The following is a 24,797-nucleotide window of genomic DNA, read 5'->3' on the forward strand; positions in this document are numbered from 1 at the left end:
TCGGCTTCAACGCACAGACCGAAGAATATGGCGACATGTTCTCGTTCGGCGTGATCGACCCTGCCAAAGTGGTCCGCACTGCTCTGCAAGATGCCTCCTCGGTTGCTGGTCTTCTGATCACCACCGAAGCCATGGTTGCTGACAAGCCGTCCAAAGACGGCGGCGGCGCACCTGCAATGCCCGACATGGGCGGCATGGGCGGCATGATGTAAGACGCTTAGCGTCATGCGCCGGCTCTTTTGGATCGGCAGTGCAAAGGGCCCCTTGTGGGCCCTTTGTCATATCTGGGCGTTCCGATAGCCGTCCGCCTGACGGATGGATGCAAACCGTTTGACATCCTGCCGCGCGCGCCCCCTGAGTGGCGCCATGAAACTCTTTGCGCTCACGGCCCTCACGATGCTCTTTTTTGCCTCCAACTCGCTTCTGACGCGGGCAGGGGTGGCGGATGGCATGGACCCCCTGACATTTGCTGCGATCCGTGTCGGGGCAGGGGCGGTCTTTTTGGGGGTCATTGCTCTGTGGCAGCGGGGCAGGGTGCCGATCACGGGGCACACCCGACTTTTGTCTGTGATCGGGCTGAGTGTTTATCTCTTGGGTTTTTCGCTTAGCTACCTGACGCTTGAGGCAGGTATGGGCGCGCTGGTGCTGTTCGCCACCGTCCAGTTGTGTTTGTTCGGCGCTGCCGTTGCCTTTCGTGAGGTCATCGGCCCGCGCCGCTGGCTGGGTATGGGCATCGCGATGAGCGGTTTGGCCCTGTTACTTCTGCCCGGCGGTGGCGGTGGAACAAGTCTGGTTGGTGTCGCGTGGATGGTTTTGGGCGGCGCGGGGTGGGCGCTTTATACTTATATGGGCAAATCGTCCGATTGGGCTTTGGGCAATTCAGCGGGCAACTTTTTGCTCAGCACAGGCGTGCTGCTTTTGGCGGCCCCGCTTTGGTGGGGCGGTGTGGTCACACCGCTGGGATTGGTTTGCGCTGTGACGTCAGGCGCGATTGCGTCTGGTTTGGGCTATGCCCTTTGGTTTGTGGTTTTACCGCAAATGGCCACGACGACGGCGGGTGTTGCCCAATTGTGCGTGCCTGTGATTGCGGTCATTGGCGGCGCGCTACTGCTAAAGGAACCCGTGACGCTGCCGGTCGTGCTGGCCTGCGCGGTTGTTCTGGGCGGCATCGCACTGGCAACAGTGCCGTCAGGTCGCAAGGCGCCGTACCGGTCGCAATGAATTTACGTGTGGCGTTACGTTATACGTAGCCCCCCTCGTCAGAGCGCCGCCGCCCCCCTATGTTTGGGGTATGAAACGCTCATTCATCATTGCCGTAACAAGCCTTGCCTTATTGGGGTGCGCATCCGTGCAAGCGGCCCCTCGGGGTTGTGTGATCTTGCTCCATGGTTTGGCGCGAACGGATGCGTCAATGCTGGTCATGCAAGAGGCGTTGGAGCAGGCAGACTACCACGTGGTGGCGGCCAGTTATCCGTCCCGCTCGGGCAAACTGTCGGACCTTGCTTCAGATACCCTTCCAGCTGCGCGGCGGGCGTGTGCAGCCGCCGTGCCAGAAGGGGATGTGAACGTCGTGACCCATTCGATGGGTGGCATACTTACGCGTGTTTGGGCCAAGGCGCACCCAGAGGCCGAATGGGGCCGCGTGGTAATGCTGGCCCCTCCCAACAACGGCTCCGAACTAGTCGATACCTTCGAGGAGGTGCCGGGGTTTGAGTGGTTCAACGGGCCTGCCGGCACAGCGCTTGGCACAGGGCCTGATGACATCCCTGCGCAACTCGGCCCGGTGCCGTTCTCTTTGGGCGTGATCGCGGGCAACCGCAGCCTGAATGCGTTTTATTCCTCCATTCTGCCCGGCGAAGACGATGGCAAAGTCACGGTGGAATCCACGAAAGTGGCGGGTATGAAGGCCCATCTGACCCTGCCCGTAACCCACACATTCATGATGAACAACCCGCGGGTTATTGCGCAGACCCTGTCCTTTCTGGACTCCGAGACGTTCGTGCCGGACCTAACGCTGGGCGAAGTGTTGTGGGACGCCCTCGTGCAATAGCCCCATGTGTGGACGACCTATATATGCCGATCCGTGATGCGGCACGCGCTACAGGTTGACTTTTTGCCACTTTTTCGCCACCGTTTTTATATTCGAGCAGCCTGTCCTCTGGCTATAAATCAAACCCGCAACAAGGGTGCGACAGAGGGCTTGTAAGAGTATCAGCATCGGTTTTGTTACGCCCATCGCAAATTCTTTGGGTGGGCTTGGTACGTGACCGTAAAGGGAAATTGTGATGATCCGTTTGTTCATGATCTACACAGGGCTGTTGTGTGCGGCAGTCCTTGGCCTATGGTTTGGGCCGGTGGATCAGCAACAGGTGACAGCGACGGCCACAGACATCGAAATCCTGCCCGAAAGTGCAGATGTACCCAGCGCACCCGTGCCGGTTGTCGTGGAACTGCCGGAAAGCGCGCCAGAGATCGCAATAGTGGCCCCTGAGGTGCAAATCATCGAGAGCCCAGAGCCAGAACCCGCGCAAACCGCCGCAATCGAGAGTGCACCAGCCCCAGTCGATCTGCCCGCAAACCCTGCGGTTACACCCGCCCCACAGGAGGATGCGCCCGAGCCGCGTGTCGCCGCTTTGCCTGACGAGGTTCTCGAACCCGTCGCAATCGCCGTACCGCCGCCCGCGCCGCAGGCTGAACCCACGCCAGCGCCGGAAAGTCCAGCAGCAGCGGAACCAGAACACGCCGCGGTTCGCCCGGATCCCGCGCCGTTGGTTGAGCCCCCTGCACCCGTTCAAGTCCCCACACCCGTCGCCGAACCCGCCCCTCGTCTCCCGCTGGATCCGGTGATTGAGGCTTTGATCGCGCAAGCGGCACTTGCGGCAGAGCCGCGCAGTGGTGGCACATACGTCGTGCAGCCCGGCGATAGCCTCCTGTCCATCGCCCGCGCCCAGTATGGAACCAGTGACGCCTACCAACGGATTTTCGACGCTAATCGCGATCTCCTTCCCTCTATTGACGCAATCCAGACGGGTCAGACCCTTCGCTTGCCCTGAGACACATATGACATCTTTGAAGCCGCCCCTTCGCCTGACACCTCTGGCCGAAAGCCTGCCTGCGGCTGTACCCTTCGTCGGCCCCGAAACCCAAGAACGCGCGCGCGGTGCGCAATTTGACGCCCGTCTTGGCGCAAACGAAAGCGGCTTTGGCCCATCACCCAAGGCCATCGCGGCCATGACAGATGCGGCGCGCGACGCGTGGATGTACGGTGACCCCGAAAGCTACGATTTGCGGATGGCATTGGCCGATAATCTGGGCGTCGACGCGGATCAGATCATGGTTGGCGAAGGGATCGACGGCTTGCTCGGCACCTTGGTGCGGCTGTTTGTCGGGCAGGGCGATCCGGTGGTCACTTCGGCAGGGTCCTATCCCACCTTTAACTACCATGTGGCGGGCTTTGGCGGCGCGCTGCACACAGTGCCTTACCGTGATGATCATGAGGACCCCGAGGCGCTTTTGGCAAAGGCCGCTGAGGTCGGGGCCAAGCTGATCTACCTCGCCAATCCGGACAACCCCATGGGCAGTTGGTACGATGCCGCGCGGATGGAAGCAGTTGTAGCTGCAGTGCCGCACGGCAGCCTTTTGGTGCTGGATGAGGCCTACATCGACGTGGCGCCCCAAGGCACCGCCCCCCGGATCGACCCCGAGACGCCGGGCGTGATCCGGCTGCGGACCTTTTCCAAGGGATATGGCCTTGCGGGCGCGCGCGTGGGGTATGCGATTGGGCCACGAGCGTTGATCACCGCCTTCCACAAAGTGCGTAACCATTTTGGGATGTCGAGGGTGTCTCAGGCGGGGGCATTGGCCGCGCTGCGAGACCCTGATTGGCTGGATCATGTTCGGGCGCAAGTTGCGATATCACGGGCTGAAATCGCGCGTATTGGGGCGGCAAATGGGCTACATGCACTTCCTTCGGCTGCGAATTTTGTGACGCTGGATTGTGGGCGTGATGGTAATTTTGCCCGCGCCTTGGTTGCGGCCCTCAGTGCTGAGGGCATATTTGTGCGCATGCCGCTTAGGGCCCCGCAAGACCGCTGTATTCGCGTGTCTTGTGGGCAAAAAGCGGACATGATGGCGTTTGAACGGGCATTGCCCCGCGCATTGGCCCGCTGCACGGAAATTTGACTTTTCTAAACACGCATCACGTATAACTTTAGTTAACTCGCTCGTGATACGAGGTGCGTGATGAAGAACTATCCCGTCGGCCGCGCGCCGGATTATACAAATGCCTTTCTGGCTATGGCTTTCGTCTGGATGATGATTGCCCTGATCGCGATTTGGGCTGTTTGGGGATTTTTGGTGGCAATTGTGATGTGCAGTTTTGCCCATGCGTGGCTCGCACATAAGCTGCAAAAGCGCGCCGAGGTCGTGACGGTGCGTGACTAGGGCCCATACCAGGCCCTAGAAAGTACTAGCAAAGGCTAGCGTCCTGCCAATACCTGCGCGGCAGCTGACATGGCGCCTTCACCATGTTCAATGCTCAGCGCCTTAAGGCCGGTATCAATCGCCCCCAATGTGCCCAGCATCATGTGCGCATTGACGTGGCCCATGTGGCCGACGCGGAAAAATCCGTGCCATTCAGGGGCGTCAGGCGGGGCCATGCCCAGCCCAATCCCGAGGGTGACGCCCATCTGATCCGTCAGATAATCGCGCAAGGCGGTACCCAGCGGCGGGGTGATCCGCAGGGACGTCACGGCACGGCTGCGGTGCGCGGCGTCTGCGACGTTCATTTCCAGCGGGCCTTGTGTGCTCCAGGCGTCGCAGGCGGCCCAAAGCGCGCGGGCGAGGGTTTCATGGCGGGCCCAGACCGCAGTGATGCCCTCTTCGTGGACAATCATGTCCAATGCCTCACGCAGGCCATACAGGTGATGGGTCGGGGCAGTACCGTTGAAGTATTTGTAATAGTAGTCTGGGTTTGTGCGGGGGCGCCAATCCCAATAGCCAGTGACGCAATTGGCGTTCTGACGGGCGGCATCGGCCCGGTCGTTGTAATACACAAAGGACATGCCGGGGGGGGTCATAAGGCCCTTTTGACAGCCGGTGATCATCACATCGACACCCCATTCATCCATTTCAAACCGGTCACACCCCAATGAGGCGATGCAATCAACCATCAACAGGGCGGGGTGACCTGCGGCGTCAATCGCTCGACGCATCGCGGCTACATCCGACAGAACGGATGAGGATGTGTCGACGTGGACCATCAGCACCGACTTGATCTCATGATTTGCGTCGGCGCGCAGCCGAGCCTCAATCTGGGCCGCGTCCATCGGGCTGCGTTTGCCAAAGTCGATAACCTCGGTGCGGATGCCCAACCCTTCCGCAGAGGCGGCCCAGCCGTGGGCAAACTGGCCCGTCGCGGGCACCAGTGCAAGATCGCCCCGAGAGTGTGTGTTGGCCAACGAAGCCTCCCACGCGGCGTGGCCGTTGCCGATGTAGATCGTCACGTTGTGCGCCGTGCGTGCCACGGCCTTTAGATCGGGAATGAGCGAATGCGTCATGTCGATCAACTCACCGGTATAGATATTTGGCGCCGCGCGGTGCATGGCGCGCAAAACGCGGTCGGGCATAACGGAGGGGCCTGGGATGGCGAGCGTATGGCGGCCGTGAGCGAGACTCATTTTTGAAGGTTCCTGTTGTTTGCGCTTGTGGCAGTTGCCATAGGTCTTATCTCTAATGCCAAGGAGGTGCCATAATGCGCACAGTTTTCAAGATCACTGGTGCAGACCGGCTGAAGTTTTTGCATGGGCTCGTGTCGAATGACGTGCCTGAGCAGGGTTTGGGTTACGCCGCACTGCTTAGCCCTCAGGGCAAATACCTTGCGGATTTCTTTCAGTGGCAGGAAGCGGATGCTATTTTTGTGGACGTTGCAACAGACCTAGCGGCTGATTTGGGGCGGCGGCTGTCGATGTATAAGCTACGCTCTGATGTGGCTATTGCGGACAGCGGGCTGCGCGTGTCCCGCGGGACTGGGCCTGCACCCGAGGGTGCGATGGCCGATCCACGCGATCCCGCGCTTGGTTGGCGGCTGTACGGCACACAAGACGGCGACGATGGCACCGATTGGGATCAGCTGCGCGTGACACACGTGGTCCCAGAAAGCGGGATCGAATTGATCGTTGGCGACAGCTATATCCTTGAGATGGGGTTTGAGCGTTTACACGGCGTTGATTTCCGCAAAGGCTGCTTTGTTGGTCAGGAAATCGTGGCCCGGATGAAGCATAAGACTGAGTTGAAAAAAGGCCTGATGCAGGTCACAGTCAGTCAAGATGTGCCCGTCGGCACCCCAATCACGACCCAAGGCAAACCTGCCGGCACCTTGTTTACGCAATCTGGTGGCAAAGGCTTGGCCTATCTACGGTTTGACCGCGCCACCGGCCCTATGCAGGCCGCAGGCGCAGAGGTGGCGGCGGCGTAATACGCCCTACCTTTTCCAATATATCCCGATACCCAAGAGGTTTTTTTTGATGTTTGATACACCCCTTCCCCGCGACGCCCATTCCGATGCCAAAGGGGAGCCATTGGGGAACCTGCCTGAATGGGATCTGACGGATTTGTACGCCGCCGATGACGCGCCAGAACTGATCCGAGATCTTGAGTGGCTGGAGGCCGAATGCGCCGCGTTTGCCGCAGATTATCAGGGCAAACTGGCTGGGCTGGACGCGGACGGAATGGCTGCGTGTATCAAGCGCTATGAAGAAATCGACGTCATCGCCGGGCGGATCATGTCCTATGCGGGGCTGCGTTATTATCAGCAGACGACCGATGGGGACCGCGCGAAATTCATGTCCGACATGCAGGACAAGATTACCACGTTCACAACGGCGCTTGTGTTCTTCTCGCTTGAGTTCAATTCGCTTGAGGATGACGCCCTAGAGGCCGCCTATGGTGCCAACGCGGATTTGGCACGTTACCGCCCCGTGTTGGACCGGATGCGAGCGATGAAACCCTATCAGTTGTCGGATGAGCTAGAGACGTTTTTGCACGATCAATCGGTTGTCGGGTCGAGCGCGTGGAACAAATTGTTCGACGAAACAATCGCCGGGCTCGAATTTGTGGTCGATGGCGAAACATACAACATCGAAGGCACGTTGAACTTTATGTCGGACCCGGATCGGTCCAAGCGTGAGGCGGCGGCCCGTGAATTGGCGCGTGTGTTTGGTGCAAATGTGCGGACGTTTTCGCGTGTGCACAACACGTTGGCCAAGGAAAAAGAAATCTCTGACCGGTGGCGTGGTCTAGAGACCCCTCAGATGAGCCGCCATTTGGCAAACCACGTAGAGCCGGAAGTGGTTGAGGCCCTGCGCAATGCAGTGGTTGAGGCCTATCCGCGCCTGTCGCATCGGTATTACGCGCTCAAGGCCAAGTGGATGGGCCTTGAAGCGATGGAGATCTGGGACCGTAACGCGCCCCTCCCGATGGAGGACACGCGCACTGTCGGCTGGGATGAAGCGAAGGCAACTGTCATGGACGCGTATTCCGCGTTTGACCCGCGCATGGGCGAATTGGCCGAGCCATTTTTTGACAAAGGTTGGATCGACGCTGGGGTGAAACCGGGCAAGGCCCCCGGCGCATTCGCGCACCCAACCGTGACGACCGTGCACCCCTATGTGATGCTCAACTACCTCGGAAAGCCGCGTGATGTGATGACATTGGCGCATGAATTGGGCCACGGCGTGCATCAGGTTCTGGCCGCAGAGCAGGGGGAGTTGCTGTCTTCAACCCCGCTGACATTGGCCGAGACGGCAAGTGTGTTTGGTGAGATGCTGACCTTCCGCAAGATGCTTGAGAATGCTGATAGCGATGCTGCTCGCAAGGTAATGCTGGCTGGCAAGGTCGAGGATATGATCAACACGGTCGTGCGGCAGATCGCGTTCTATGACTTTGAGTGCAAACTTCACGATGCCCGCCGTGAAGGCGAACTGACGCCGGACGATATTAACGCGTTGTGGATGTCGGTGCAGGCCGAAAGCCTTGGCCCCGTGTTCGACTACATGGAGGGGTATGAAACCTTCTGGGCGTATATCCCGCACTTCGTGCATTCGCCGTTCTACGTTTATGCTTACGCCTTTGGCGATGGCCTCGTGAACGCATTGTATGCGGTCTATGAAGAGGGCGATGCGGACTTCCAAGAGAAGTATTTTGAGATGCTCCGCGCAGGAGGTTCCAAGCATCACAAGGCGCTTTTGGCGCCCTTTGGCTTGGATGCGAGTGACCCTGCGTTCTGGTCCAAGGGCCTGTCGATGATCGAAGGGTTCATCGATCAGCTTGAGGCGATGGAAGACTAGCCGGCTATTCCGCTGGGACCGGGCGGACGTTTGGTTGTGAAACGGCCTGCAGCGCGTGATTGGGCGCGCTGTACGCCAAAGCTGGAAACACCCGGTAAAGCGGCGCACAGAGCCCCCGTGTGTTCAGCGCAGTGGCATAGCGCACGTAGTCCGGGTCTTCGTACATGTGCAGTTCTTCGGCCTTGGCGCGGCCAAAATAGATCATCGTGACGACGATCATTCCTGCCGTCGCGGCGATTTTGGTTTGGATCGGAACAGCCGCTAGAAATGGTGCCGAAGTCAGCCAGAAGAACACGACCTTGGACATATAATCAGGGTGCTTCATCCAACGGTACGGGCCGCAGGTCACCACGCCTCGGTTGGTTAAATTGGACCAGCGCAAGCCAAATGACGCGGTTGCCCACACCCAAATGCCAAAGCTTAGCAACAGCAATGCCAGCCACGGCCCGGCCAAAAGCGGATAGGCTTGGATCGTCTCATGCCACGGCACGCCGGTATCACGGCTGAAAATTTGCCCTGTGATAACAGCGTTAAAGGGCGGGTAGCAGACAAGGGTTACTACCCAGCCCCAAAGTGCGGGGTTGGTTGTGCGAATATGGGCGTCAAACAGGCGTAGGGTGAGTGTGTAACCCACGCACACCACGATCAGTTCAAGCAGCAGCGCGAGCATCATCAGGTGCCGAGTGAGGGTGACAAGGTCTTGGGTGGCCCAAGTGCTGATCGGCGCGCTGCCTGCGATTGTGTTAACAAGATAACTGAACATGATCGGCAGAAAGAACCCTTTGATCACCCATCCAAGCAGGAAATGGCGCAGGCCTGCATACTCTACTTGGCACAATTGGCGGGTGAGCCATGCGCCAATCTGCCAATATCCGTCATGCGGTTGCGTCATCCGGGCGTCGACCCAAAAGATATAGAGAAACGATATGACCAGCAGAACAGGGGCCAAGTGGATCAACAGTCCGACTGCCGGCATCAGGTCTTGGGTCGGGTAAACGCGGAACAGGGCGTGAAAGCCTATGACGGCGCCAAGCATCGTGATGAGGCCGATGAACTTGGTTATACTGCGCAAAATGTCATAGCGTGGGGCGCTTGGGGTGATCCCGCTACTTGCGTTGCGGTGGACCCGTTTGAGAGCCAGCTCAAGCACGGCGATGGGCACCGCATAGGCACACATCAGTGCAAAGGCCACCCAGATCACTGGGGTTGTTGGGGCTTGTGCCACAACGAAAAACGCAGCGGTGGCAGAGGCAAGGCCGACCAAATTGATCCAGCCTGTTGTCACGGATTTCGGTATCTCGGGTGGCGGCGATGCCATGGCGTGTCCCCTGCTTGCTTTGATTTGGTTGATCATGGCAAACGGGCGGAAATGGGACGAAATGCGGATACTATCGCGGCAAAAGACCCGTCGAGCATAAGCAAAACGCCCCACCCACAGGTGCGGGCAGGGCGTTTTGAATAAGTTTGATATGCAGGTTAGGCGGGCAGCATACCCTTTTCCTTAGCCAATTCCCGCATCCGCGATTGCAGCTTTTCGAATGCGCGCACTTCAATCTGGCGAATGCGTTCGCGGCTGACGCTATACTGCGTGGACAGGTCCTCTAGGGTGATCGTTTCTTCCGACAGGCGACGTTGCACAAGGATGTCACGCTCCCGCTCATTGAGGACTTCCATGGCGTCTTCCATAAGCGACAAGCGCGCCTTCATCTCATCACTTTCGGCATAGTCGCCAGCGGTGTCCGCGCTGTCATCCTCAAGCCAATCCTGCCATTCTGTTGCGCCCTCACCATCGGCCGAAATCATCGCATTGAGCGAGGCATCGCCCCCAGACATGCGTCGGTTCATGGAGATCACTTCGGTCTCGGTCACGCCCAGATCAGTGGCAATCCGCTTCACGTTTTCGGGGCGCATATCGCCGTCTTCCAACGCGCCGATGCGGGCCTTGGCTTTGCGCAGGTTAAAGAACAGTTTCTTTTGGGCCGAGGTCGTGCCGAGTTTTACAAGGCTCCATGACCGCAGGATGTATTCTTGGATCGAGGCGCGAATCCACCACATCGCATAGGTCGCAAGCCGAAAGCCCTTTTCGGGATCAAAGCGTTTTACGGCCTGCATCAAGCCGACATTCGCCTCAGAGATTACCTCGGCCTGCGGAAGTCCGTAGCCGCGATAGCCCATCGCAATTTTCGCAGCCAGGCGCAGGTGCGACGTCACCATTTGGTGTGCAGCGTCGGTGTCTTCTTCCTCAACCCAGCGTTTGGCGAGCATGTATTCTTGCTCTGGCTCCAGCATAGGGAACTTGCGAATTTCTTGCAGGTATCGGTTCAGTCCCTGTTCCGGCGACGGAGCGGGAAGATTGGCATAAGCGGACATGTTGGACATGGCGAAGCCCCCTGAATAGCATGTTAATTTCTTTTACTTTCCACTTAACGTGGGCAGCGGCTGAACGGTTTTCAAGTGGGGCTGATGGTTTTCGGCCCCGTGGCTCAGCAATATAGAGCCTGCGCTGGTGCGCTTCAATCGGACTGAAGCATAAGTAACGTGCGTGTGAGCACATGTGTGCCGCGGATTATGCCAGACCGCTTAACGCGTCGCGCAGTGCTTGCATATCCGCAGGCATGTCGGCTGCGAACCGCATGTCTTCTTGTGTGACAGGATGCACAAAGCCCAATTCAGCCGCGTGAAGCGCCTGTCGGGGGAAGCGGAGCACATCCTCTAGCCCTGGGTGAAGTTTGGGCAATTTGCGTCGCCCGCCATAGGTTTGATCCCCGATCAGGGCGTGCCCCGCATGGGCCATATGCACGCGAATTTGGTGAGTGCGCCCAGTTTCGAGCCAGCATTCGACCAAGGCGGCGGCACCAAAATCTTCAACAATCCGCACGCGCGTAACCGCATGGCGCCCACCCGTGAACAACACCGCCTGACGTTGCCGGTCCGTTTTGTGGCGGGCCAGCATAGTCGTGATTTTGAGGATGTTGCCGGGCTCAAAGCTGGTGCCCTTTGCGCCGCGCAGCCGTGGGTCTGAGGCGCTGGGCGTCCCATAACACAGCGCAAGGTAGCGGCGATGAACGGTGTGTTTCTCAAACTGCTTGGCCAGCCCGTGGTGGGCGGCGTCTGATTTGGCGACCACAAGCAACCCGCTGGTGTCTTTGTCGATACGGTGCACGATGCCGGGGCGCTTTTCACCGCCGACCCCCGATAAACGCCCATCAAAGTGATGCAAAAGTGCGTTCACCAATGTCCCGCCGGGGGAGCCGGGGGCAGGGTGGACGACCATGCCAACAGGTTTGTGGATCACGATCAGATCGTCATCTTCATGCCGAATATCGAGGGGGATGTCCTCTGGCTTGGTCTCTAGGTCTTGGGTGATTTCGACGGTGATTGCGATCTCGTCACCTTCAGTCAATTTCGATCGCGGATCGGTCACAACCGTCCCGTTGACCTGCACGGCTGCGTCCGCCACCAAACGCGCAAGCCGCGACCGGCTGAGGTGGGCTTGCTCTGGCACATCGCGCGCGATCGCCTTATCAAGACGGGCAGGGGGATTTTCCCTGATAACAAAGGTAACGCGTGTGTCTGCCAAAGACGATTTTCCTGAATTGCCGCCCCACCTTCGCCTGCTCAAAACGCTGGTGACGGTGTTGACGGGGGTGATGATCCTCGGCGTGATAGTCGTGGTCGGCCTGCTTGTCACGCGCTTCCCGGCCCCTGTAACCGCGCCGGATGCATTACAGTTGCCCGATGGGGCCGTTGTGCAGGCTGTTACACAAGGTCATGGCTGGTGGATCGTGGTAACCGAAGACGCTCGCGTGCTATTCTTCGGAAGCGACGGGGTGCTTCGCCAAGAGGTTCCGTTGACGGGCCAATAGTTTAGCTTCGATCTGGAACAATGCAAACATGGGCCTGTTCAATATTACAGGCTGTAGGCTGAATAGTGGTATTTGGACAGTGCGGATTTGTCGTCGATGCTCAAGCATTGCATTGGAAAAGTGTGGTCGTCTTCGAGCGACTCGTGGTTTCAATGAGCACTTTTGAAGGGACAAACGCGTTGAGGGTCGCAAGTGGGTAGGTGGTTGCACCCTTGCTCCGAAAAACGAGGTTTTATGGGCTTACCGTTCGTGACGCCCATTATCTTGCCAAGCGCTGATAATGCCGCGCATAAATCCTATGTTTTTCGAACGCTTCCTTTTGGATAGTAAATTGTCAGGTTCAAACAATTTTAGTATCGCGACCCGAAATGTACTCAGTCTTGGCCTGGGGTGACCGTACTTCCCCAGCGCGTAAACGCGCGAACGCGCTGAATAATAGGCTTTGAAAGCTGCGATTTCAGGCGACCGGGGCGAGCCGTGCCCGCTGAGGTGAACGACCTTTGCATTATGGCAATACATGAGCGGGCCGTGTTCTCGTAACCGCAACGATAAGTCATCATCTTCATGATACATAAAGATAGCGGGATCAAAGCCACCAATATTCTCAAACAAAGTCCTACGACAGAGAATCGCCGAACCTGATAGTACGCTCACTTCGGAGTCGCTCGTGGGTATTGGACCTTTGAGCCGTTCGCGTGGCTTGATCTTTGACCCACGACGAAAACTCTGCCCCCCTTTTGAGTCTAGTATCCTTGGGTTAAAGGCACTGGCTTTTGGATATTTTTCAGCGGCCTCAAGAAGTGCCTCAAGAGCGCCTGGTTGCAGTTCCGCATCAGGGTTGAGAAATAACAAAAACTCGGTTTCGGCTCCTGCTGCACCTTGATTGCACGCAACGCCAAACCCAACATTCTCGTCGTTTAGTTTGAGTGTTACCCCGTGAGCAGCAGCCAATTCCTGTAACGCATCCGTCTCTGGTGACGCATTGTCTACCAAAATAACGGGAGTATCTGCATGGATGCTACTCAACATCGTTGGAAGAACCGCCATACTATTGTGACAGACAGTTATTATTGAGACTTTCGTATTGGACAAGGTTCAGCTCCTTCTTGCAAGTCGCAGTGGCTTTCACGGAGAAACGAGAAAGCTTGGGTCCTATCCTTCCGATAGAAGACGCTGGTAGATTTCATTGATCGCGTTGGCTTCGTGCGCGATTTGATGCTGTTCGACAGCCTTCAGCCGGGCGGCTTTCGCCATTGCGTTGCGCAATGCGGCATCCTTCATCAGCTTATCTGTCGCTTCAATCAGCTGTGGAACGTCGTTAGGAGGCACTAAAAACCCTGTCTCATTGGTCGCGATCAAATCTTCGAAAGCGCCAACACGCGTCGCGACAACCGGCACACCGCACGACATGGCTTCAAGAGGTGTAAGGCCAAAGCCTTCCCAGCGTTGCGGTGCCATGTAAATATCGATGGCCCGAAACCACGGCGCGATCGTAAAGTCTTTGTCCTCGGGCAGAATTCGCAAGCGATCAGCAAGATCTGCCGCACCAATCTTACGCTTTAATTCATCGACGAAGGCTTGCTGTTCACGCGTTACCCCGCCCATGATGATCCCTTGGGCCGTCGGATGACGATGTAAAAGATCAATCATAGCCTCAACAAAAAGATCGGTTCCTTTTTGGGCCCTGATGCGTCCAAAACAGCCAACTATCAATGCATTGGGATCAAGGCCGAGCTTTATCCGCAAAGCCCGACGATCCGGAGCCGGGGCAAACTCGTGCGTATCAATTCCGTGCAAGACAACTGTTGCGGGAACCCCTAGGTATGACTTTGCCTTCCCAGAGGCCGCAATAACCGCATCCATGCGACGGATAAGCCAGCGAGAATATCCACTGTGACGCCGCTGTGCCGCTGAGGTAAAAACCAGCTTCAATTTCTTGCGTAAAACATACTTTAGAAGCATGCCGGCCAACATTTCGATGTTTCTGCGAGAATGCCATACGCGGTAGCCAGAGGGGCCTGAACGTGATAGAAATGGCAGCCTTGCGAGCGAAAATTGTGGAATATCGCCTGGCAAGACCGGCCCAGTCGTTGCGATTGCGATCGTTTCTGCCTGCACGGGCACAAGCCGAAAAACAGTTGAGGATACACCTGAGTAACGGCGCTTCAGGTTCGGGGCGATGATGTCAATGGTATTAGGGTTAACCTTCATGCTTAGATCCTGTTTGCCGACGCTCGGGGTTAACTTGCGGCCTAATGAAACACGCCGTTAAATGCCATAGAAAATTACACTTTTTGATAGGCGACACTTGACGGCGCAATTCAGCTAGATCTGAAATTACAATTTGTAGTATTTCTTGAGCACCCTGGGTGGTATGGTTTTTGCCTTTAGTGGATCTGCAACGAGGTCCGCCCAAGAACGTGTGTTGCAACTATTATCTTACTCGGCTTCGGTATGCAGTTCATAACGCGCTACGTTGTCCTCAAGATCGTTCAAAGCAATTTTTGAAAATTTAGCGTTATTTGGCCTTCCCTTCTGATAGGAGGCACACCTGCCAATAAAGTAGCATCGAAACTAAAAAACCATCACCTGATGCGCGTGAGATCGTCGATATCATTTTCTATTTACTGAAGATGGGTTTGCTGATCATTCTGGGCTACCGCGACGAGTTTCGGACGCTGACGTGATCTGCGCTTTGTGGTCTGCTGATCTTTTTCACGAAGGAGACCAGATATGTCGTCTTGGAAGTGAAAACATTACCATAATTTAAAGCTCGGGTTGTGTCGGAGGTGTTGTAAGGCGAGAAGACGGTCAGCGGGTTGGCCAATCGGTTTGGCGTACATCCGACGATGATACATCAATGGAAGCGGGCCCTGCTTGCAGGTGTACCTAGCGTATTTGAGCGCGGCGGCCGAAGAAGAGCAGGTCAAAGACCTGTGCGCAAGATAGGGGGGGCAGTTGCCAACCTTTTTTGGAGCTGACAACTCAAGCTCTGGATCGGTGAGTAAGCGTAGGGGGATTGGAGCACACTTTTCGGCTCTATCTGTCAGAAAGCAGTGCGCCGTTTTGTCGATCTCGCGTTCGTTTTTTATTACCAATCGAAAGGCGAGGCCACCCCGAACCTTCACCTGATATGTTTGATTGGTAAACATTTTCTGGAGACGCTGTGTTACGGTGTGTGGTAGCTGACATGGGACCCGTGCAACTAGGACCACTTGGTGAGCGAGAACCGGAAACGAAAAACAGATCTGGCGCTTAATGCAGCTGATGGCTTTAATGCTCATCTACCAGAAGCCAACACAAGCAAGGCGGTTAAGAATCGCAATGTCTACCCTCACCTGATGCGTGGGTTGTGAATGGATTGGCCCATTCAGGTTTGGTGCGCCGGCATCAGCTATTTTCCCTTGCGGCGTGGGTTTCTCTATCTGATCGCTATGATCACTTGACACACATGCCGAGTGCTGGCTTGGCTTATACCAAACATGCTGGATGCTGGTTTCTGCGTCGTTGTGCTCAGCGCAGCGATTCACAAATTTGAGCCGTCAAACATAATGAACATGCGTCAAAGTTACCAGATCAAGTCTTTTGTTTGTAATGTCCTGTTGCGTCGCCCATCCATCCGCATTTCGATGGACGGCAAGGGTAGGTTCCTAAACGACATCTTGGTCGAACGGCTCCGGTGAGCACTGAAATACCATGTGCTCACCTGCATGCCTTGGAGACCGGATCAAAGGTCAAGGCAGACATCAGAAAATGGATCGAGTTCTGCAATGCTACCATTCACTTAGCGGGACGCCCTCAACCAGTGCTTCACTGGCAAGAATTTGATGCAACTAAACCTAATGAGCAAAAGCAAAGAGTAACTCAATTTACGTCAGTTACTCTACTCTACTGGGACGCAGTTCAACGGGTGAGAAGCACCTCGCCCAGAAAATCCCCAAAGCCTCCCTGCAAGACCGGGTTACTAGCAGGGTTACGTTGCAGACCCGTGCAGTCGGAAACTTTTGGCAATGGCGAGCAGTCATGCAGGCCCGCCATTAACCGGAATTAAAGAATTTGATCCCGGTCCAGCCTGTTAGCTGCCAGTGTACTGCGACTTATGGCCCTAAGAAGGGCACAAGCAAGTGAAGCGTTCCGTCAAATTGGCAATTACCTCATGCAGTCGGATTTGTTCTTTTACGAAAGCACGAGGTAAATAAACCGATAGTGGTTACTCGACGCTGGCCATAGGCCTGTAACCAGCACGGCGGTTGGCGCAAAGGCAGCCTGAGTTAAGTTATGATCGAAAACGTGATTTGATCACGTTTTCGGAAAAGGCTGGAGGCTATTCAGGCCGCTCCTTGCGAGCCAGATCACCTCCCCCTTAGCTCTACTCGCATGCCAGCACGCTATTGCTAGGCCACGGATCAGCTGAGTGCAACGAGAGTAATCACGACGGTAATGGACGGGGAGACTTTTGCCTTCTATTCTACAACACTTTGGACTGCGAAATTGAGCCTGAAGCTATTGTGAGTTTTGATACCCTTGTGGCCCGCAAAGCCGCTGATTCCATCACTGCCCTTACGAACTAGGTCCTCTGGCTCATGCGCTTGCCGCCCTACACTTGCGAATAGAACCTGTTCGAGCAAGCTTCCTCACAGCTGAAAACACATCTGCGTGAGTCCTCTCACAGACCTGTTTGATACTATCAGTAAAGCCCGTGATATTTTCACGCCGGATAACTGTTGCAAGTATTTCGCAAATGCCGCTTATTCGCCCACATAAGAGCGCATTAATAGCAGTAGGCCATTGTGTGCGGACAGCGCCTAAGGCAAAACTAATTAAGACTTAATATTATTTTTATGTAGAGAGCTGATTGGCGGCAACTAGGGAACGACAAACGATGACAAAACGCAGCCTAACACCGAGCGGTCACGCCCGCATGATTGATCTACCCGTAATTTCAGATCCACGCGGCGACCTGACATTCGTGGAAGGAGGCAAACATGTCCCGTTTGATATTCGCCGTGTTTACTATCTTTATAACGTGCCGGTCGATGCAGACCGTGGCGGCCATGCTCACCGTGAGCTACAACAGGTTGTTTTTGCCCTATCCGGTAGCTTTCGAATCAGTGTCGATGATGGAAAGTCAAAGTCGGAATATGTGCTGCGCGATCCCAGACGCGGCCTTTACATCAACAAGCTGATCTGGCGTGAGATGGACAATTTCAGCCAAGGAGCGGTTTGTATGGTGTTGGCCTCGCATCCCTACGATGAAGCCGACTACTATCGTGACTATGACGATTTTCTCGCGGCTACCTACACCTGAACTCAAAGTAAGAATTTATATGACCAATATTCGCCGCAGCATTTTGAAGCGATTAGTCAAAGCCCAAACCCCACTTCTGACGGAAACTTATTTATCGCAAGCTATCTTGCGCACGCTCCGGTATGAACGCGCGGAGGCAGGGACATTTGGTGCCCATGCAGCGGGTACACTACCACCAGTTTTTCCGGCCTCATACAACGAGGTCGCAAAGCCCAAAGCGCTTTATGAAGACAAATTGATGCTGCGCGCGCCATTGCCGGTAGTCCAGCCTATCATCTTGAAAAATACACGGTTGGACCCCTACTCAGGGGCGATGCATAAGAAGAATGTCGCTCTTGTCTGGCAAAAGGAGCTGGATCAGAAACATCGGTTCAAACGGGAATTCGGGCGCTCCAGTTTGATTAAAGCAAATAACGTCGTCTATTTTAAATCCCCCGCAGAAAGCTACCTCACGCGAGGCCTCTGCGCCGTCGCACCGGGAGCAACCAACTGGTACCACTGGTTAATTGAGATCTTACCGACAATTATGCTGTTGCAAAACCTGCCTAAGGACTATGATCATTATCCATTGCTTGTGCCCCAGGAAGTCCTGTCAGGGGGTACTTTTAGGGAAGCCCTGGACCTTTTTGCCGGTAGGCGGTCGGTGATCGGTCTCGACCGTGATAAAAATTATCGCGTAGGCGAAATGGTGATCATCCCACCGCCTGTGTCTGGCCCCTTCAACATGCACGACCACCTGTGGCCCGAGCCTGAAGATTACATCAACAATATCGGTGTAATGCAGCAGTTTCGTACACAAACCCTCGAGCGCTTAGCTGTTACAGATAACGAACATAGCCCTAAGCGCCTTTTTTTTGCGCGCGCCCCTGGCACGCGGTCCTACAATCAAAATGATATTGTAGAGGTGGCACGCGCCAGAGGCTTCGTGATCATGCGCCCCGAAAAGCTAAGTTTCCGCGAGCAAGTGCAGATGATGTATAACGCCGATTTTGTAGCAGGCCCAAGCGGAGCAGCATGGGCCAACTCGATATTTATGCGTCCGGGCACTAAAAGCCTGATCTGGTCCTTAAAGGAATACGATGGCGCGTGTTTCTTTTCTAATCTGGGGCATGTCGCCGGCTGCCAGACCACATACTGCTTTGTCGATGCAGATGTTACCATAAGAAACAGTTACGAAGCCTTTAGTGCATCCTACGTGTTGACCCCAAAGGAGTTTTCCGACCACTTAGATGCGCTACTTTAGCGAAGTCAGCCGCTTATAAGAGTGGGAGCGTCTGGGGTGACAGGCAATGCTCCGTCGTTGTATTGTCGATTATAAAGCTTGAGGAACAGCCCCTTCTTTTCCAAAAGGTTGAATAGCGTGCCTTCCTCGGCCACTTTTCCGTCTGCGATCACCACAATCTTGTCGGCATTGATGACTGTGGACAGGCGGTGGGCAATGATAATCGTGGTGCGGCCTTGGGTCAGGCGGTCTAGGGCTTCCTTGACCAGATGCTCGCTTTCGGAATCGAGCGCACTAGTGGCCTCATCCATCAACAGTATGGGGCTGTCACGCAGGATGGCGCGGGCGATAGCCAAGCGCTGACGTTGGCCGCCAGATAGGCTTGAGCCGTTTTCCCCAATATCTGTGTCGTATCCGTTCTCCATCTTGAGGATAAATTCGTGGGCATTTGCATCCATAGCTGCCGCTATGATCGCCTCTTCAGTGGTTTCCGCGCAACCAAGAGCGATGTTCTGGCGGATAGTGCCAGCAAACAGAAAGGTATCTTGACCGACAAAGGCGATCTTCTCACGAAGGGAAGCAAAAGTTGCCTTTCGCAAATCACATCCATCAATCTCTATCGCTCCAGAGGTAGGATCATACATCCGCATGATTAAGTTCATGATCGTGGACTTACCACCACCTGAAGGCCCCACAAGAGCCGTCGTCCTGCCCGCCTCAAAGCTGATATCGAGGCCATCCAAGATGGTTTGGCCGCTTTGGTATTCAAAAGCTACATTATGGAACTGCACCGCGCTGGATCCCTCAGGTAGGTCCTGAGCGTCAGGATCTTGGGTGATGGAAATCGGCATGTCGATCACTTGATACATCATCCCCACACCAATCATCCCTGCCTCGACACTGACCCGCATTCGCGCCAAGCGCTTGGCTGGCTCGTAAGCCATCAATAAAGCTGTGACAAAAGACATCAGTTCACCGGGGGTGCTATTTGTTTCGCCAAACAGGTTGACCGCGCTCAAAGCAACGACAGCAGCAATCGCAAACCCGGACAAAGTTTCCATCAAGGGGCTAGTAGCAGCTTCAAGGCGGGCAATCGCATTTGCCCTATTTTCCACATTGCCGACGGCAACTTTCATCCGATCTGCCATTCGGTCTTCGAGAGCGAACGCTTTGACCACCCGGATGCCAACAGAAGTTTCCTGGATGACCTTGATTATCTCCGCCATGGAAGTCATTTCCGCTTCCATTATTTCACGCACACGTTTGAGGATCTTGCGGATCCCGAACAGGGCAATGGGGCCGAAGATCAGCGAAAACAACGAAAGGGTGGGTTGTTGATATACCATGACGGCAACCAGCCCTATTAGAGTAAGCAAATCTCGCACGAACCCCATAACGATTGTATCGATCACCCTGCGGGCTGCCTGCGCGGAATAAGTCACACGCATTAACAAATCCGAAGAATCCTGATCGTTGAAAAAAGACACTCCATGCGTAAGTATGCGATTGTAAAGGCGTCGTTGTTGGGTCGCGACGATGTTGTTTCCCGCTCTGCTCAGAAATACGACCTGAATATAGGTGGCAGCCCCTTTAATTGTGAAAATTAGAGCAACTGCCGCCGCCACCAGAAAGACCTGGGTTTTATCGTCGGATCCAATCATCGAGTCGATGATGTCGCGCATAATCCATGCAGTAAGCGCGGTGGTTGCTGCAATTGCAACCATTGCAGCAATCGCAATGCCATAATTGGGCAGTTGCAGGCGGAAGTTCTCACGCAGCAGTCGGATGACCATTTTGCCATTAATAGTAGCGATTACAGCTTTAAACATGTTTCTCTGCTATGGCTTCTTGTGCTAAGGGTTTTTTTCTAGATCTGAAAAAGGGCTGGGGTATGAGAGAGGGTAGCCGTCCAGTTTTGCAACTCGGCGTCACGACGCTTGCATTATGACTGCCATATGCCTCTTGATATCGCACTTAAATTGCTTGCGTTGATATTCAAAGAACACATCTTGATCAGATAGCCCAGTCTCTAACGCACCAAATCGTCGATGAAATGCCAGCGTGATATGATTATCGCGGCGTACGTCAAACACTGAGACTCTTTTAAACAGGATTTCAAAGCCAATTTTATAGATCAGAACCGCACTTTCCAACGCCGCCTTTGGAGGTTTGTTGCGATCCAGGATCCAGCTGCCCCATGTGAACCGGTCCGAAGTTATGTCGTACAAGCGCACCACACCGCAAGGCTGCTCGTCTTCGCGCCGCTTGATTAGGTAGTAATACTCTGAACCCGCTGCTTCACGGGCTTTATAGCGAGTGATCCAGTCCACCTGATCCTCCACGCTGCCTGTTACCGCAGATAGATGCGTGCTGTAGGCCTGGTCCATCCGCAAAGTGTGGATGTAGAGGGCGTCATGAGGCTGCACCAACCGTAGGGACAAAGACACACCGTCAACTTGCGAGAGATCACTATGCTGCATTCTGTAAACCTATTTGTTGTGCGCAATCTACTTTGCCCAGCCGAAGCTGCGCAAGTCGACTAACTTAGTGCATACAGAGCGTTGTACTAGATTGCAAAAATGTTATGGTTCGTCGACTATTGTGGAGAATAATATGGCAGCCATCCCCTTCCTTGATCTGCGCGCTGGATATCTGGCCCTTCAAGACGACATCGACGCCGCAGTGGCGCGCGTGGTCAACAGTGGTTGGTACATAATGGGCCCCGAAGTAGAGATATTCGAGGCAGCTTTTGCCGCTTTTTGTGGAGCAAGCCATTGCGCGGGTGTTGCCAATGGGCTGGATGCATTAGTTCTAAGTTTGCGCGCTCTTGGTGTGGGCCCCGGCCAAGAGGTGATCGTGCCCTCTAATACCTTCATTGCCACGTGGCTAGCCGTGTCTGCCGTAGGTGCCACGCCCATCCCGATCGAGCCTGATGCTCAGACCTACAATATGGATCCCGCCCTGCTTGAATCAGCAATCACGCCCCGAACGCGTGCTGTCATTGCGGTTCATCTTTACGGTCAACCTGCCGATCTGGATCCTATTCTGGCTGTGACCCGCGCGCGAAATTTGTTCCTGATCGAGGATGCCGCGCAAGCGCATGGTGCCACGTATAAAGACATCAGAGTAGGGGCGCACGGCGATGCTGTCTGTTGGAGTTTTTATCCCGGCAAGAACCTCGGTGCGATGGGAGATGCAGGGGCCGTCACAACTAACAATACCGATCTTGCCGAGCATATCAGCACTTTGCGCAACTATGGTTCGCGGGTGAAGTACGTTAACGAGGAACAGGGAACTAACAGCCGCCTTGACCCGATACAAGCGGCCGTGTTGGGGGTGAAGCTGACGCACCTTGATGAGTGGACGCAAGCCCGTCGCACTATTGCACGCCGTTACAGCGATGGATTGGCCGGGGTCACCACGCCGCACGTGCCCAACTGGGCTAATCCTGCCTGGCACCTATATGTAGTGCGCCACCCACGCCGAGATACCTTGATGCAGGTTTTGGCCGACGAGGGGATCGGCACCATGATCCATTACCCCATTCCGCCGCATCTTCAGGTAGCCTACGCTAAGTGTGGCTATACCAAAGGGATGTTTCCATTGGCCGAAACATTCGCCGACGACATGCTCAGCCTTCCTATCGGGCCACAAATGAGCCACGCCGATCAAGACAGGGTGATCGAAGCCGTGAACCGGATCGCACCGAAGCTATAGTACCACTCATGTCACACGCCACGCTTTCCTATATCCTTTTGACCTATAACCAAAGCGCAACCGTCGTTGAGGCGGTCAACAGCGCATTAGCCCAGACTGGGCCACCTTTGGAGATCGTCATCACCGATGACGCCTCCGTCGATGATACTTTTTCCAAAGTAGAAGCTGTAGTCGCGGGCTACACCGGGCCGCATACAATCATCCTGAACCGAAATGCGCAAAACCTTGGGCTGGCTGGCAATATCGAGAAGGCGCACCAACTCAGTGGCGGCGATATTCTTATTGCCGCCGCAGGCGATGACATTTCTCTGCCGCATCGCGCCGAACGCATTGCAAGGGCATTCGCAGCGGAAGCGTCACCTTTACTGGTATGTTCCCATGCGCATGTCATAGGAGCGGATGGCGTGGAGCTTGAGGGAGAGTTCCACAGGGCAACATTTTATCACACAACCGATACTGCGAAAATCGCACGATCCAAATCACTTTATATAGGAGCTACTGGCGCATGGCACCGCAGCCTTTATGAACGCTACGGCGCTCTTGACGCCGACGCCTACGAAGATCTGGTGCTGGGCTTTCGTGCCGCGCTGGAGGAGAAAATCTGCGTCTTGCCGGAGCGTTTGGTGAAATATCGTCTTGGCTTGGGCATAACCAGCGCCGACAGGTACGACATGGAGCCGGTAGGGTTTACCTCAAGGCGCGCCCACTCGTTCGCTGTGGCCACTGCCGTAATGCGCCAGCGCATCAGAGATGCTCTAGAGTTTGGGTTGCCTAGGCAGCATCCGGTATTAGAGGTTTTGCGTGTAGAGGCCCAAAAGGCCGCGCTGGGGCAGGCCTATTATGCTGGCAGCTTTACGAAGTCCTTCGTGGCGCATCCGCTACTTGGATTGTATGTCCTGCACAAGGAACGGCGACACTTGCGTAAATTCAAACGCGCTGCAAAGCGGGCCTCCTATGGTTGATATTACCGTCGTTTTGCCAATTCATAATGGTGCATACTTTTTGCGAGAGACATTGGAGGCTCTCAGCCGGCAAAGTTTTCATAGATTTGAGGTTCTGTGCATCGACGATTGCTCAAGTGATATCAGCCCAGATATTCTGCTTGCCCATGCTAGCAAAGACCATCGGTTCAAATATCTGCATACCGGCACCAATTTGGGGAGTGCAGCCAAGGCCGTGAACTTTGCCGCCGCTCACGCCCGCGGTGCGCGGTTTGTCTACAGCTCGCAGGATGATTTATTTTCCCCAGATTGGTTGGAAAAATTGCACACCCGCGCGCAGGAAACTGGCGCAGATGCCGTCGTGCCAGACGTCGAATACTATTACGAAAATCGCACAAATCAACGCAAAGCTCCACGCAGGATTACAGGCTTTCGTGGAGACCACGATGCACGCCTTACAGGGCACGAGGCCTTTGTCGCGTCTCTCGACTGGACCATCCCTGGCAATGCCCTGTGGCCGATATCATTCCTGAAAGACAAGGGGTTCACTACGTTTGGAGCTTTTGCAGACGAGTATACAGCACGGACATTTTTTTTGGCATGCAGGGAGGTTGTATTCTGTGATGGGGTGTTTTTTTACCGGCAGGATAATCCGGGCGCGGTCACCAAAAAACCGGGGCGGATGCGACTGGATGAAGCTGAAAATGCTTTGATGGTATGGCGCTTAGCTAAAGATTCGGCATGCTCTGTAGTGCATGGCCCGTGCGCGTTGCGAGCCATGCGCACAGTCATTCGAATGCAGGGGATAATTATCAACAACCCCTCTTTGAGTGGAGAGTATGCTCGCATGTTAGCAAATTGGCGTCAGATGCAAACAACCGAATTCCGTGCATCTCTTTTAGAAGGATTGCAGTTAACTGGCAGCCCGGTTAAAAAGTCACTCTATGCCTGCGCACAAGGATCGAAGTGGTTTTTTTTATTTTTGGCCAATCTTTCGGCATATGCCGCTCGACGTCGCCAAAAAATGAATATTAGTGATAGCGACCGGCGTTCATACGGCAAGAATATTTTCTAGGCGCCTTTATAGGTTATGCTATTTAGAAGCAGTGCTAATGCTAAAATCGCTCCTGGACTGAAGTCATTGAAGTATTTCCAAACTGGACGATGACTTGGTCTTTCAAATACATTTTCAATTCTTTGGATGATCCCTCGTGCTTGACAGGTAGAGACTTCGAGTATCCTGCCGTTAAACTGCATCCCAGTAGTCGGAGAGTGTTTGGCGTAAATTAAGTTACCCTTTGCTTATGCTCATTAGGTATGGTTGCATCAAATTCTTGCCAGTGAATCAGCTTTGTTGCACAAATGGTGTGAGGGATTCACTGTCTGAATCCAGCTGGG

General features: G+C 54.9%; 21 protein-coding genes and 1 pseudogene. 14 read left to right on the forward strand and 8 right to left on the reverse strand.

Annotated elements, in window-relative coordinates; translation table 11 throughout:
• From groEL to AC4GMC_RS09525, 6 genes and pseudogenes are all read left to right on the forward strand, one after another.
• A pseudogene (gene groEL, locus AC4GMC_RS09500) lies at positions 1–212 on the forward strand (chaperonin GroEL); the annotation flags it as partial.
• Positions 213–366: 154 nt separating this feature from the next.
• Positions 367–1,221 (forward strand): DMT family transporter, encoded by an 855-nt coding sequence (locus tag AC4GMC_RS09505; protein WP_487877973.1) that lies wholly within the window; start codon positions 367–369, stop codon positions 1,219–1,221.
• A 190-nt stretch (positions 1,222–1,411) separates the two neighbouring features.
• Positions 1,412–2,050: an esterase/lipase family protein gene (locus tag AC4GMC_RS09510; RefSeq protein WP_487877974.1), complete on the forward strand. Its 639-nt coding sequence runs from the start codon at positions 1,412–1,414 to the stop codon at positions 2,048–2,050.
• Positions 2,051–2,285: 235 nt separating this feature from the next.
• Positions 2,286–3,053 carry a LysM peptidoglycan-binding domain-containing protein gene (locus AC4GMC_RS09515; RefSeq protein WP_487877975.1) on the forward strand — a complete coding sequence of 256 codons (768 nt, stop codon included), beginning with the start codon at positions 2,286–2,288 and terminating at the stop codon, positions 3,051–3,053.
• Between the two features lie 7 nt (positions 3,054–3,060).
• The gene (locus AC4GMC_RS09520) at positions 3,061–4,182 is read left to right on the forward strand and encodes a pyridoxal phosphate-dependent aminotransferase (protein WP_487877976.1); all 1,122 of its coding nucleotides are present in this window, start codon (positions 3,061–3,063) and stop codon (positions 4,180–4,182) included.
• Between the two features lie 60 nt (positions 4,183–4,242).
• A complete protein-coding gene (locus tag AC4GMC_RS09525) occupies positions 4,243–4,443 on the forward strand; it encodes a hypothetical protein (protein WP_487877977.1) in 201 nt (66 codons plus the stop codon).
• Between the two features lie 35 nt (positions 4,444–4,478).
• Here the strand turns inward: AC4GMC_RS09525 and AC4GMC_RS09530 are convergent, their stop codons facing one another.
• A complete protein-coding gene (locus AC4GMC_RS09530) occupies positions 4,479–5,678 on the reverse strand; it encodes a pyridoxal-phosphate-dependent aminotransferase family protein (RefSeq protein WP_487877978.1) in 1,200 nt (399 codons plus the stop codon).
• Positions 5,679–5,752: 74 nt separating this feature from the next.
• Between AC4GMC_RS09530 and ygfZ the strand changes: the two genes are divergently transcribed.
• Both ygfZ and AC4GMC_RS09540 read left to right on the forward strand, forming a co-directional pair.
• Positions 5,753–6,475, forward strand: coding sequence for a CAF17-like 4Fe-4S cluster assembly/insertion protein YgfZ (ygfZ, locus tag AC4GMC_RS09535; RefSeq protein ID WP_487878920.1), 723 nt, complete (start codon positions 5,753–5,755; stop codon positions 6,473–6,475).
• Positions 6,476–6,524: 49 nt separating this feature from the next.
• Positions 6,525–8,345: a M3 family oligoendopeptidase gene (locus AC4GMC_RS09540; protein ID WP_487878464.1), complete on the forward strand. Its 1,821-nt coding sequence runs from the start codon at positions 6,525–6,527 to the stop codon at positions 8,343–8,345.
• Between the two features lie 4 nt (positions 8,346–8,349).
• Here the strand turns inward: AC4GMC_RS09540 and AC4GMC_RS09545 are convergent, their stop codons facing one another.
• The 3 genes from AC4GMC_RS09545 to AC4GMC_RS09555 form a co-directional block, all read right to left on the reverse strand.
• Positions 8,350–9,663, reverse strand: a complete 1,314-nt coding sequence (locus tag AC4GMC_RS09545; protein WP_487878465.1) for an isoprenylcysteine carboxylmethyltransferase family protein — start codon at positions 9,661–9,663, stop codon at positions 8,350–8,352.
• Positions 9,664–9,821: 158 nt separating this feature from the next.
• Positions 9,822–10,715: an RNA polymerase sigma factor RpoH gene (gene rpoH / locus AC4GMC_RS09550; protein WP_038008043.1), complete on the reverse strand. Its 894-nt coding sequence runs from the start codon at positions 10,713–10,715 to the stop codon at positions 9,822–9,824.
• A gap of 196 nt (positions 10,716–10,911) precedes the next feature.
• Positions 10,912–11,925, reverse strand: coding sequence for an RluA family pseudouridine synthase (locus AC4GMC_RS09555; RefSeq protein ID WP_487879179.1), 1,014 nt, complete (start codon positions 11,923–11,925; stop codon positions 10,912–10,914).
• Between AC4GMC_RS09555 and AC4GMC_RS09560 the strand changes: the two genes are divergently transcribed.
• Complete coding sequence (locus AC4GMC_RS09560; RefSeq protein ID WP_487877002.1) at positions 11,915–12,211, forward strand: DUF6476 family protein; 297 nt, start codon at positions 11,915–11,917, stop codon at positions 12,209–12,211. The genes AC4GMC_RS09555 and AC4GMC_RS09560 overlap by 11 nt on opposite strands.
• Positions 12,212–12,451: 240 nt before the next feature.
• Here AC4GMC_RS09560 and AC4GMC_RS09565 read toward each other — a convergent pair whose 3' ends face one another.
• Together AC4GMC_RS09565 and AC4GMC_RS09570 are read right to left on the reverse strand one after the other, a co-directional pair.
• Positions 12,452–13,303, reverse strand: coding sequence for a glycosyltransferase family 2 protein (locus AC4GMC_RS09565; RefSeq protein ID WP_487877003.1), 852 nt, complete (start codon positions 13,301–13,303; stop codon positions 12,452–12,454).
• Between the two features lie 60 nt (positions 13,304–13,363).
• The gene (locus tag AC4GMC_RS09570; protein ID WP_487877004.1) at positions 13,364–14,422 is read right to left on the reverse strand and encodes a glycosyltransferase family 4 protein; all 1,059 of its coding nucleotides are present in this window, start codon (positions 14,420–14,422) and stop codon (positions 13,364–13,366) included.
• Positions 14,423–17,093: 2,671 nt separating this feature from the next.
• On the opposite strand from AC4GMC_RS09570, the gene AC4GMC_RS09575 reads away from it, so the two are divergent.
• Positions 17,094–17,519, forward strand: a complete 426-nt coding sequence (locus AC4GMC_RS09575; RefSeq protein WP_487877005.1) for a sugar 3,4-ketoisomerase — start codon at positions 17,094–17,096, stop codon at positions 17,517–17,519.
• 19 nt (positions 17,520–17,538) lie between these two features.
• On the forward strand, positions 17,539–18,762 hold the full coding sequence (locus AC4GMC_RS09580; protein WP_487877006.1) for a glycosyltransferase family 61 protein: 1,224 nt from the start codon (positions 17,539–17,541) through the stop codon (positions 18,760–18,762).
• A gap of 5 nt (positions 18,763–18,767) precedes the next feature.
• On the opposite strand, the gene AC4GMC_RS09585 is transcribed toward AC4GMC_RS09580, so the two are convergent.
• Complete coding sequence (locus AC4GMC_RS09585; protein WP_487877007.1) at positions 18,768–20,570, reverse strand: ABC transporter ATP-binding protein; 1,803 nt, start codon at positions 20,568–20,570, stop codon at positions 18,768–18,770.
• A gap of 99 nt (positions 20,571–20,669) precedes the next feature.
• Positions 20,670–21,221 carry a GNAT family N-acetyltransferase gene (locus AC4GMC_RS09590; protein ID WP_487877008.1) on the reverse strand — a complete coding sequence of 184 codons (552 nt, stop codon included), beginning with the start codon at positions 21,219–21,221 and terminating at the stop codon, positions 20,670–20,672.
• Between the two features lie 133 nt (positions 21,222–21,354).
• On the opposite strand from AC4GMC_RS09590, the gene AC4GMC_RS09595 reads away from it, so the two are divergent.
• The 3 genes from AC4GMC_RS09595 to AC4GMC_RS09605 are packed head-to-tail and all read left to right on the forward strand — an operon-like array spanning position 21,355 to position 24,474.
• Positions 21,355–22,458, forward strand: coding sequence for a DegT/DnrJ/EryC1/StrS family aminotransferase (locus AC4GMC_RS09595; protein WP_487877009.1), 1,104 nt, complete (start codon positions 21,355–21,357; stop codon positions 22,456–22,458).
• Positions 22,459–22,466: 8 nt separating this feature from the next.
• Positions 22,467–23,420: a glycosyltransferase gene (locus AC4GMC_RS09600; protein ID WP_487877010.1), complete on the forward strand. Its 954-nt coding sequence runs from the start codon at positions 22,467–22,469 to the stop codon at positions 23,418–23,420.
• Complete coding sequence (locus AC4GMC_RS09605) at positions 23,413–24,474, forward strand: glycosyltransferase family 2 protein (protein ID WP_487877011.1); 1,062 nt, start codon at positions 23,413–23,415, stop codon at positions 24,472–24,474. The genes AC4GMC_RS09600 and AC4GMC_RS09605 overlap by 8 nt, the downstream gene beginning before the upstream one ends.
• Positions 24,475–24,797: the final 323 nt, after the last annotated feature.

The organism is Thalassobacter sp. (assembly GCF_982993085.1).

Coding starts and splice junctions, on each gene's coding strand:
- AC4GMC_RS09505 (WP_487877973.1), top strand. CDS start 367: ATGAAACTCTTTGCGCTCACGGCCCTCACGATGCTCTTTTTTGCCTCC.
- AC4GMC_RS09510 (WP_487877974.1), top strand. CDS start 1,412: ATGCTGGTCATGCAAGAGGCGTTGGAGCAGGCAGACTACCACGTGGTG.
- AC4GMC_RS09515 (WP_487877975.1), top strand. CDS start 2,286: ATGATCCGTTTGTTCATGATCTACACAGGGCTGTTGTGTGCGGCAGTC.
- AC4GMC_RS09520 (WP_487877976.1), top strand. CDS start 3,061: ATGACATCTTTGAAGCCGCCCCTTCGCCTGACACCTCTGGCCGAAAGC.
- AC4GMC_RS09525 (WP_487877977.1), top strand. CDS start 4,243: ATGAAGAACTATCCCGTCGGCCGCGCGCCGGATTATACAAATGCCTTT.
- AC4GMC_RS09530 (WP_487877978.1), bottom strand. CDS start 5,678: ATGAGTCTCGCTCACGGCCGCCATACGCTCGCCATCCCAGGCCCCTCC.
- ygfZ (WP_487878920.1), top strand. CDS start 5,753: ATGCGCACAGTTTTCAAGATCACTGGTGCAGACCGGCTGAAGTTTTTG.
- AC4GMC_RS09540 (WP_487878464.1), top strand. CDS start 6,525: ATGTTTGATACACCCCTTCCCCGCGACGCCCATTCCGATGCCAAAGGG.
- AC4GMC_RS09545 (WP_487878465.1), bottom strand. CDS start 9,663: ATGGCATCGCCGCCACCCGAGATACCGAAATCCGTGACAACAGGCTGG.
- rpoH (WP_038008043.1), bottom strand. CDS start 10,715: ATGTCCGCTTATGCCAATCTTCCCGCTCCGTCGCCGGAACAGGGACTG.
- AC4GMC_RS09570 (WP_487877004.1), bottom strand. CDS start 14,422: ATGAAGGTTAACCCTAATACCATTGACATCATCGCCCCGAACCTGAAG.
- AC4GMC_RS09575 (WP_487877005.1), top strand. CDS start 17,094: ATGACAAAACGCAGCCTAACACCGAGCGGTCACGCCCGCATGATTGAT.
- AC4GMC_RS09580 (WP_487877006.1), top strand. CDS start 17,539: ATGACCAATATTCGCCGCAGCATTTTGAAGCGATTAGTCAAAGCCCAA.
- AC4GMC_RS09585 (WP_487877007.1), bottom strand. CDS start 20,570: ATGTTTAAAGCTGTAATCGCTACTATTAATGGCAAAATGGTCATCCGA.
- AC4GMC_RS09590 (WP_487877008.1), bottom strand. CDS start 21,221: ATGCAGCATAGTGATCTCTCGCAAGTTGACGGTGTGTCTTTGTCCCTA.
- AC4GMC_RS09595 (WP_487877009.1), top strand. CDS start 21,355: ATGGCAGCCATCCCCTTCCTTGATCTGCGCGCTGGATATCTGGCCCTT.
- AC4GMC_RS09600 (WP_487877010.1), top strand. CDS start 22,467: ATGTCACACGCCACGCTTTCCTATATCCTTTTGACCTATAACCAAAGC.
- AC4GMC_RS09605 (WP_487877011.1), top strand. CDS start 23,413: ATGGTTGATATTACCGTCGTTTTGCCAATTCATAATGGTGCATACTTT.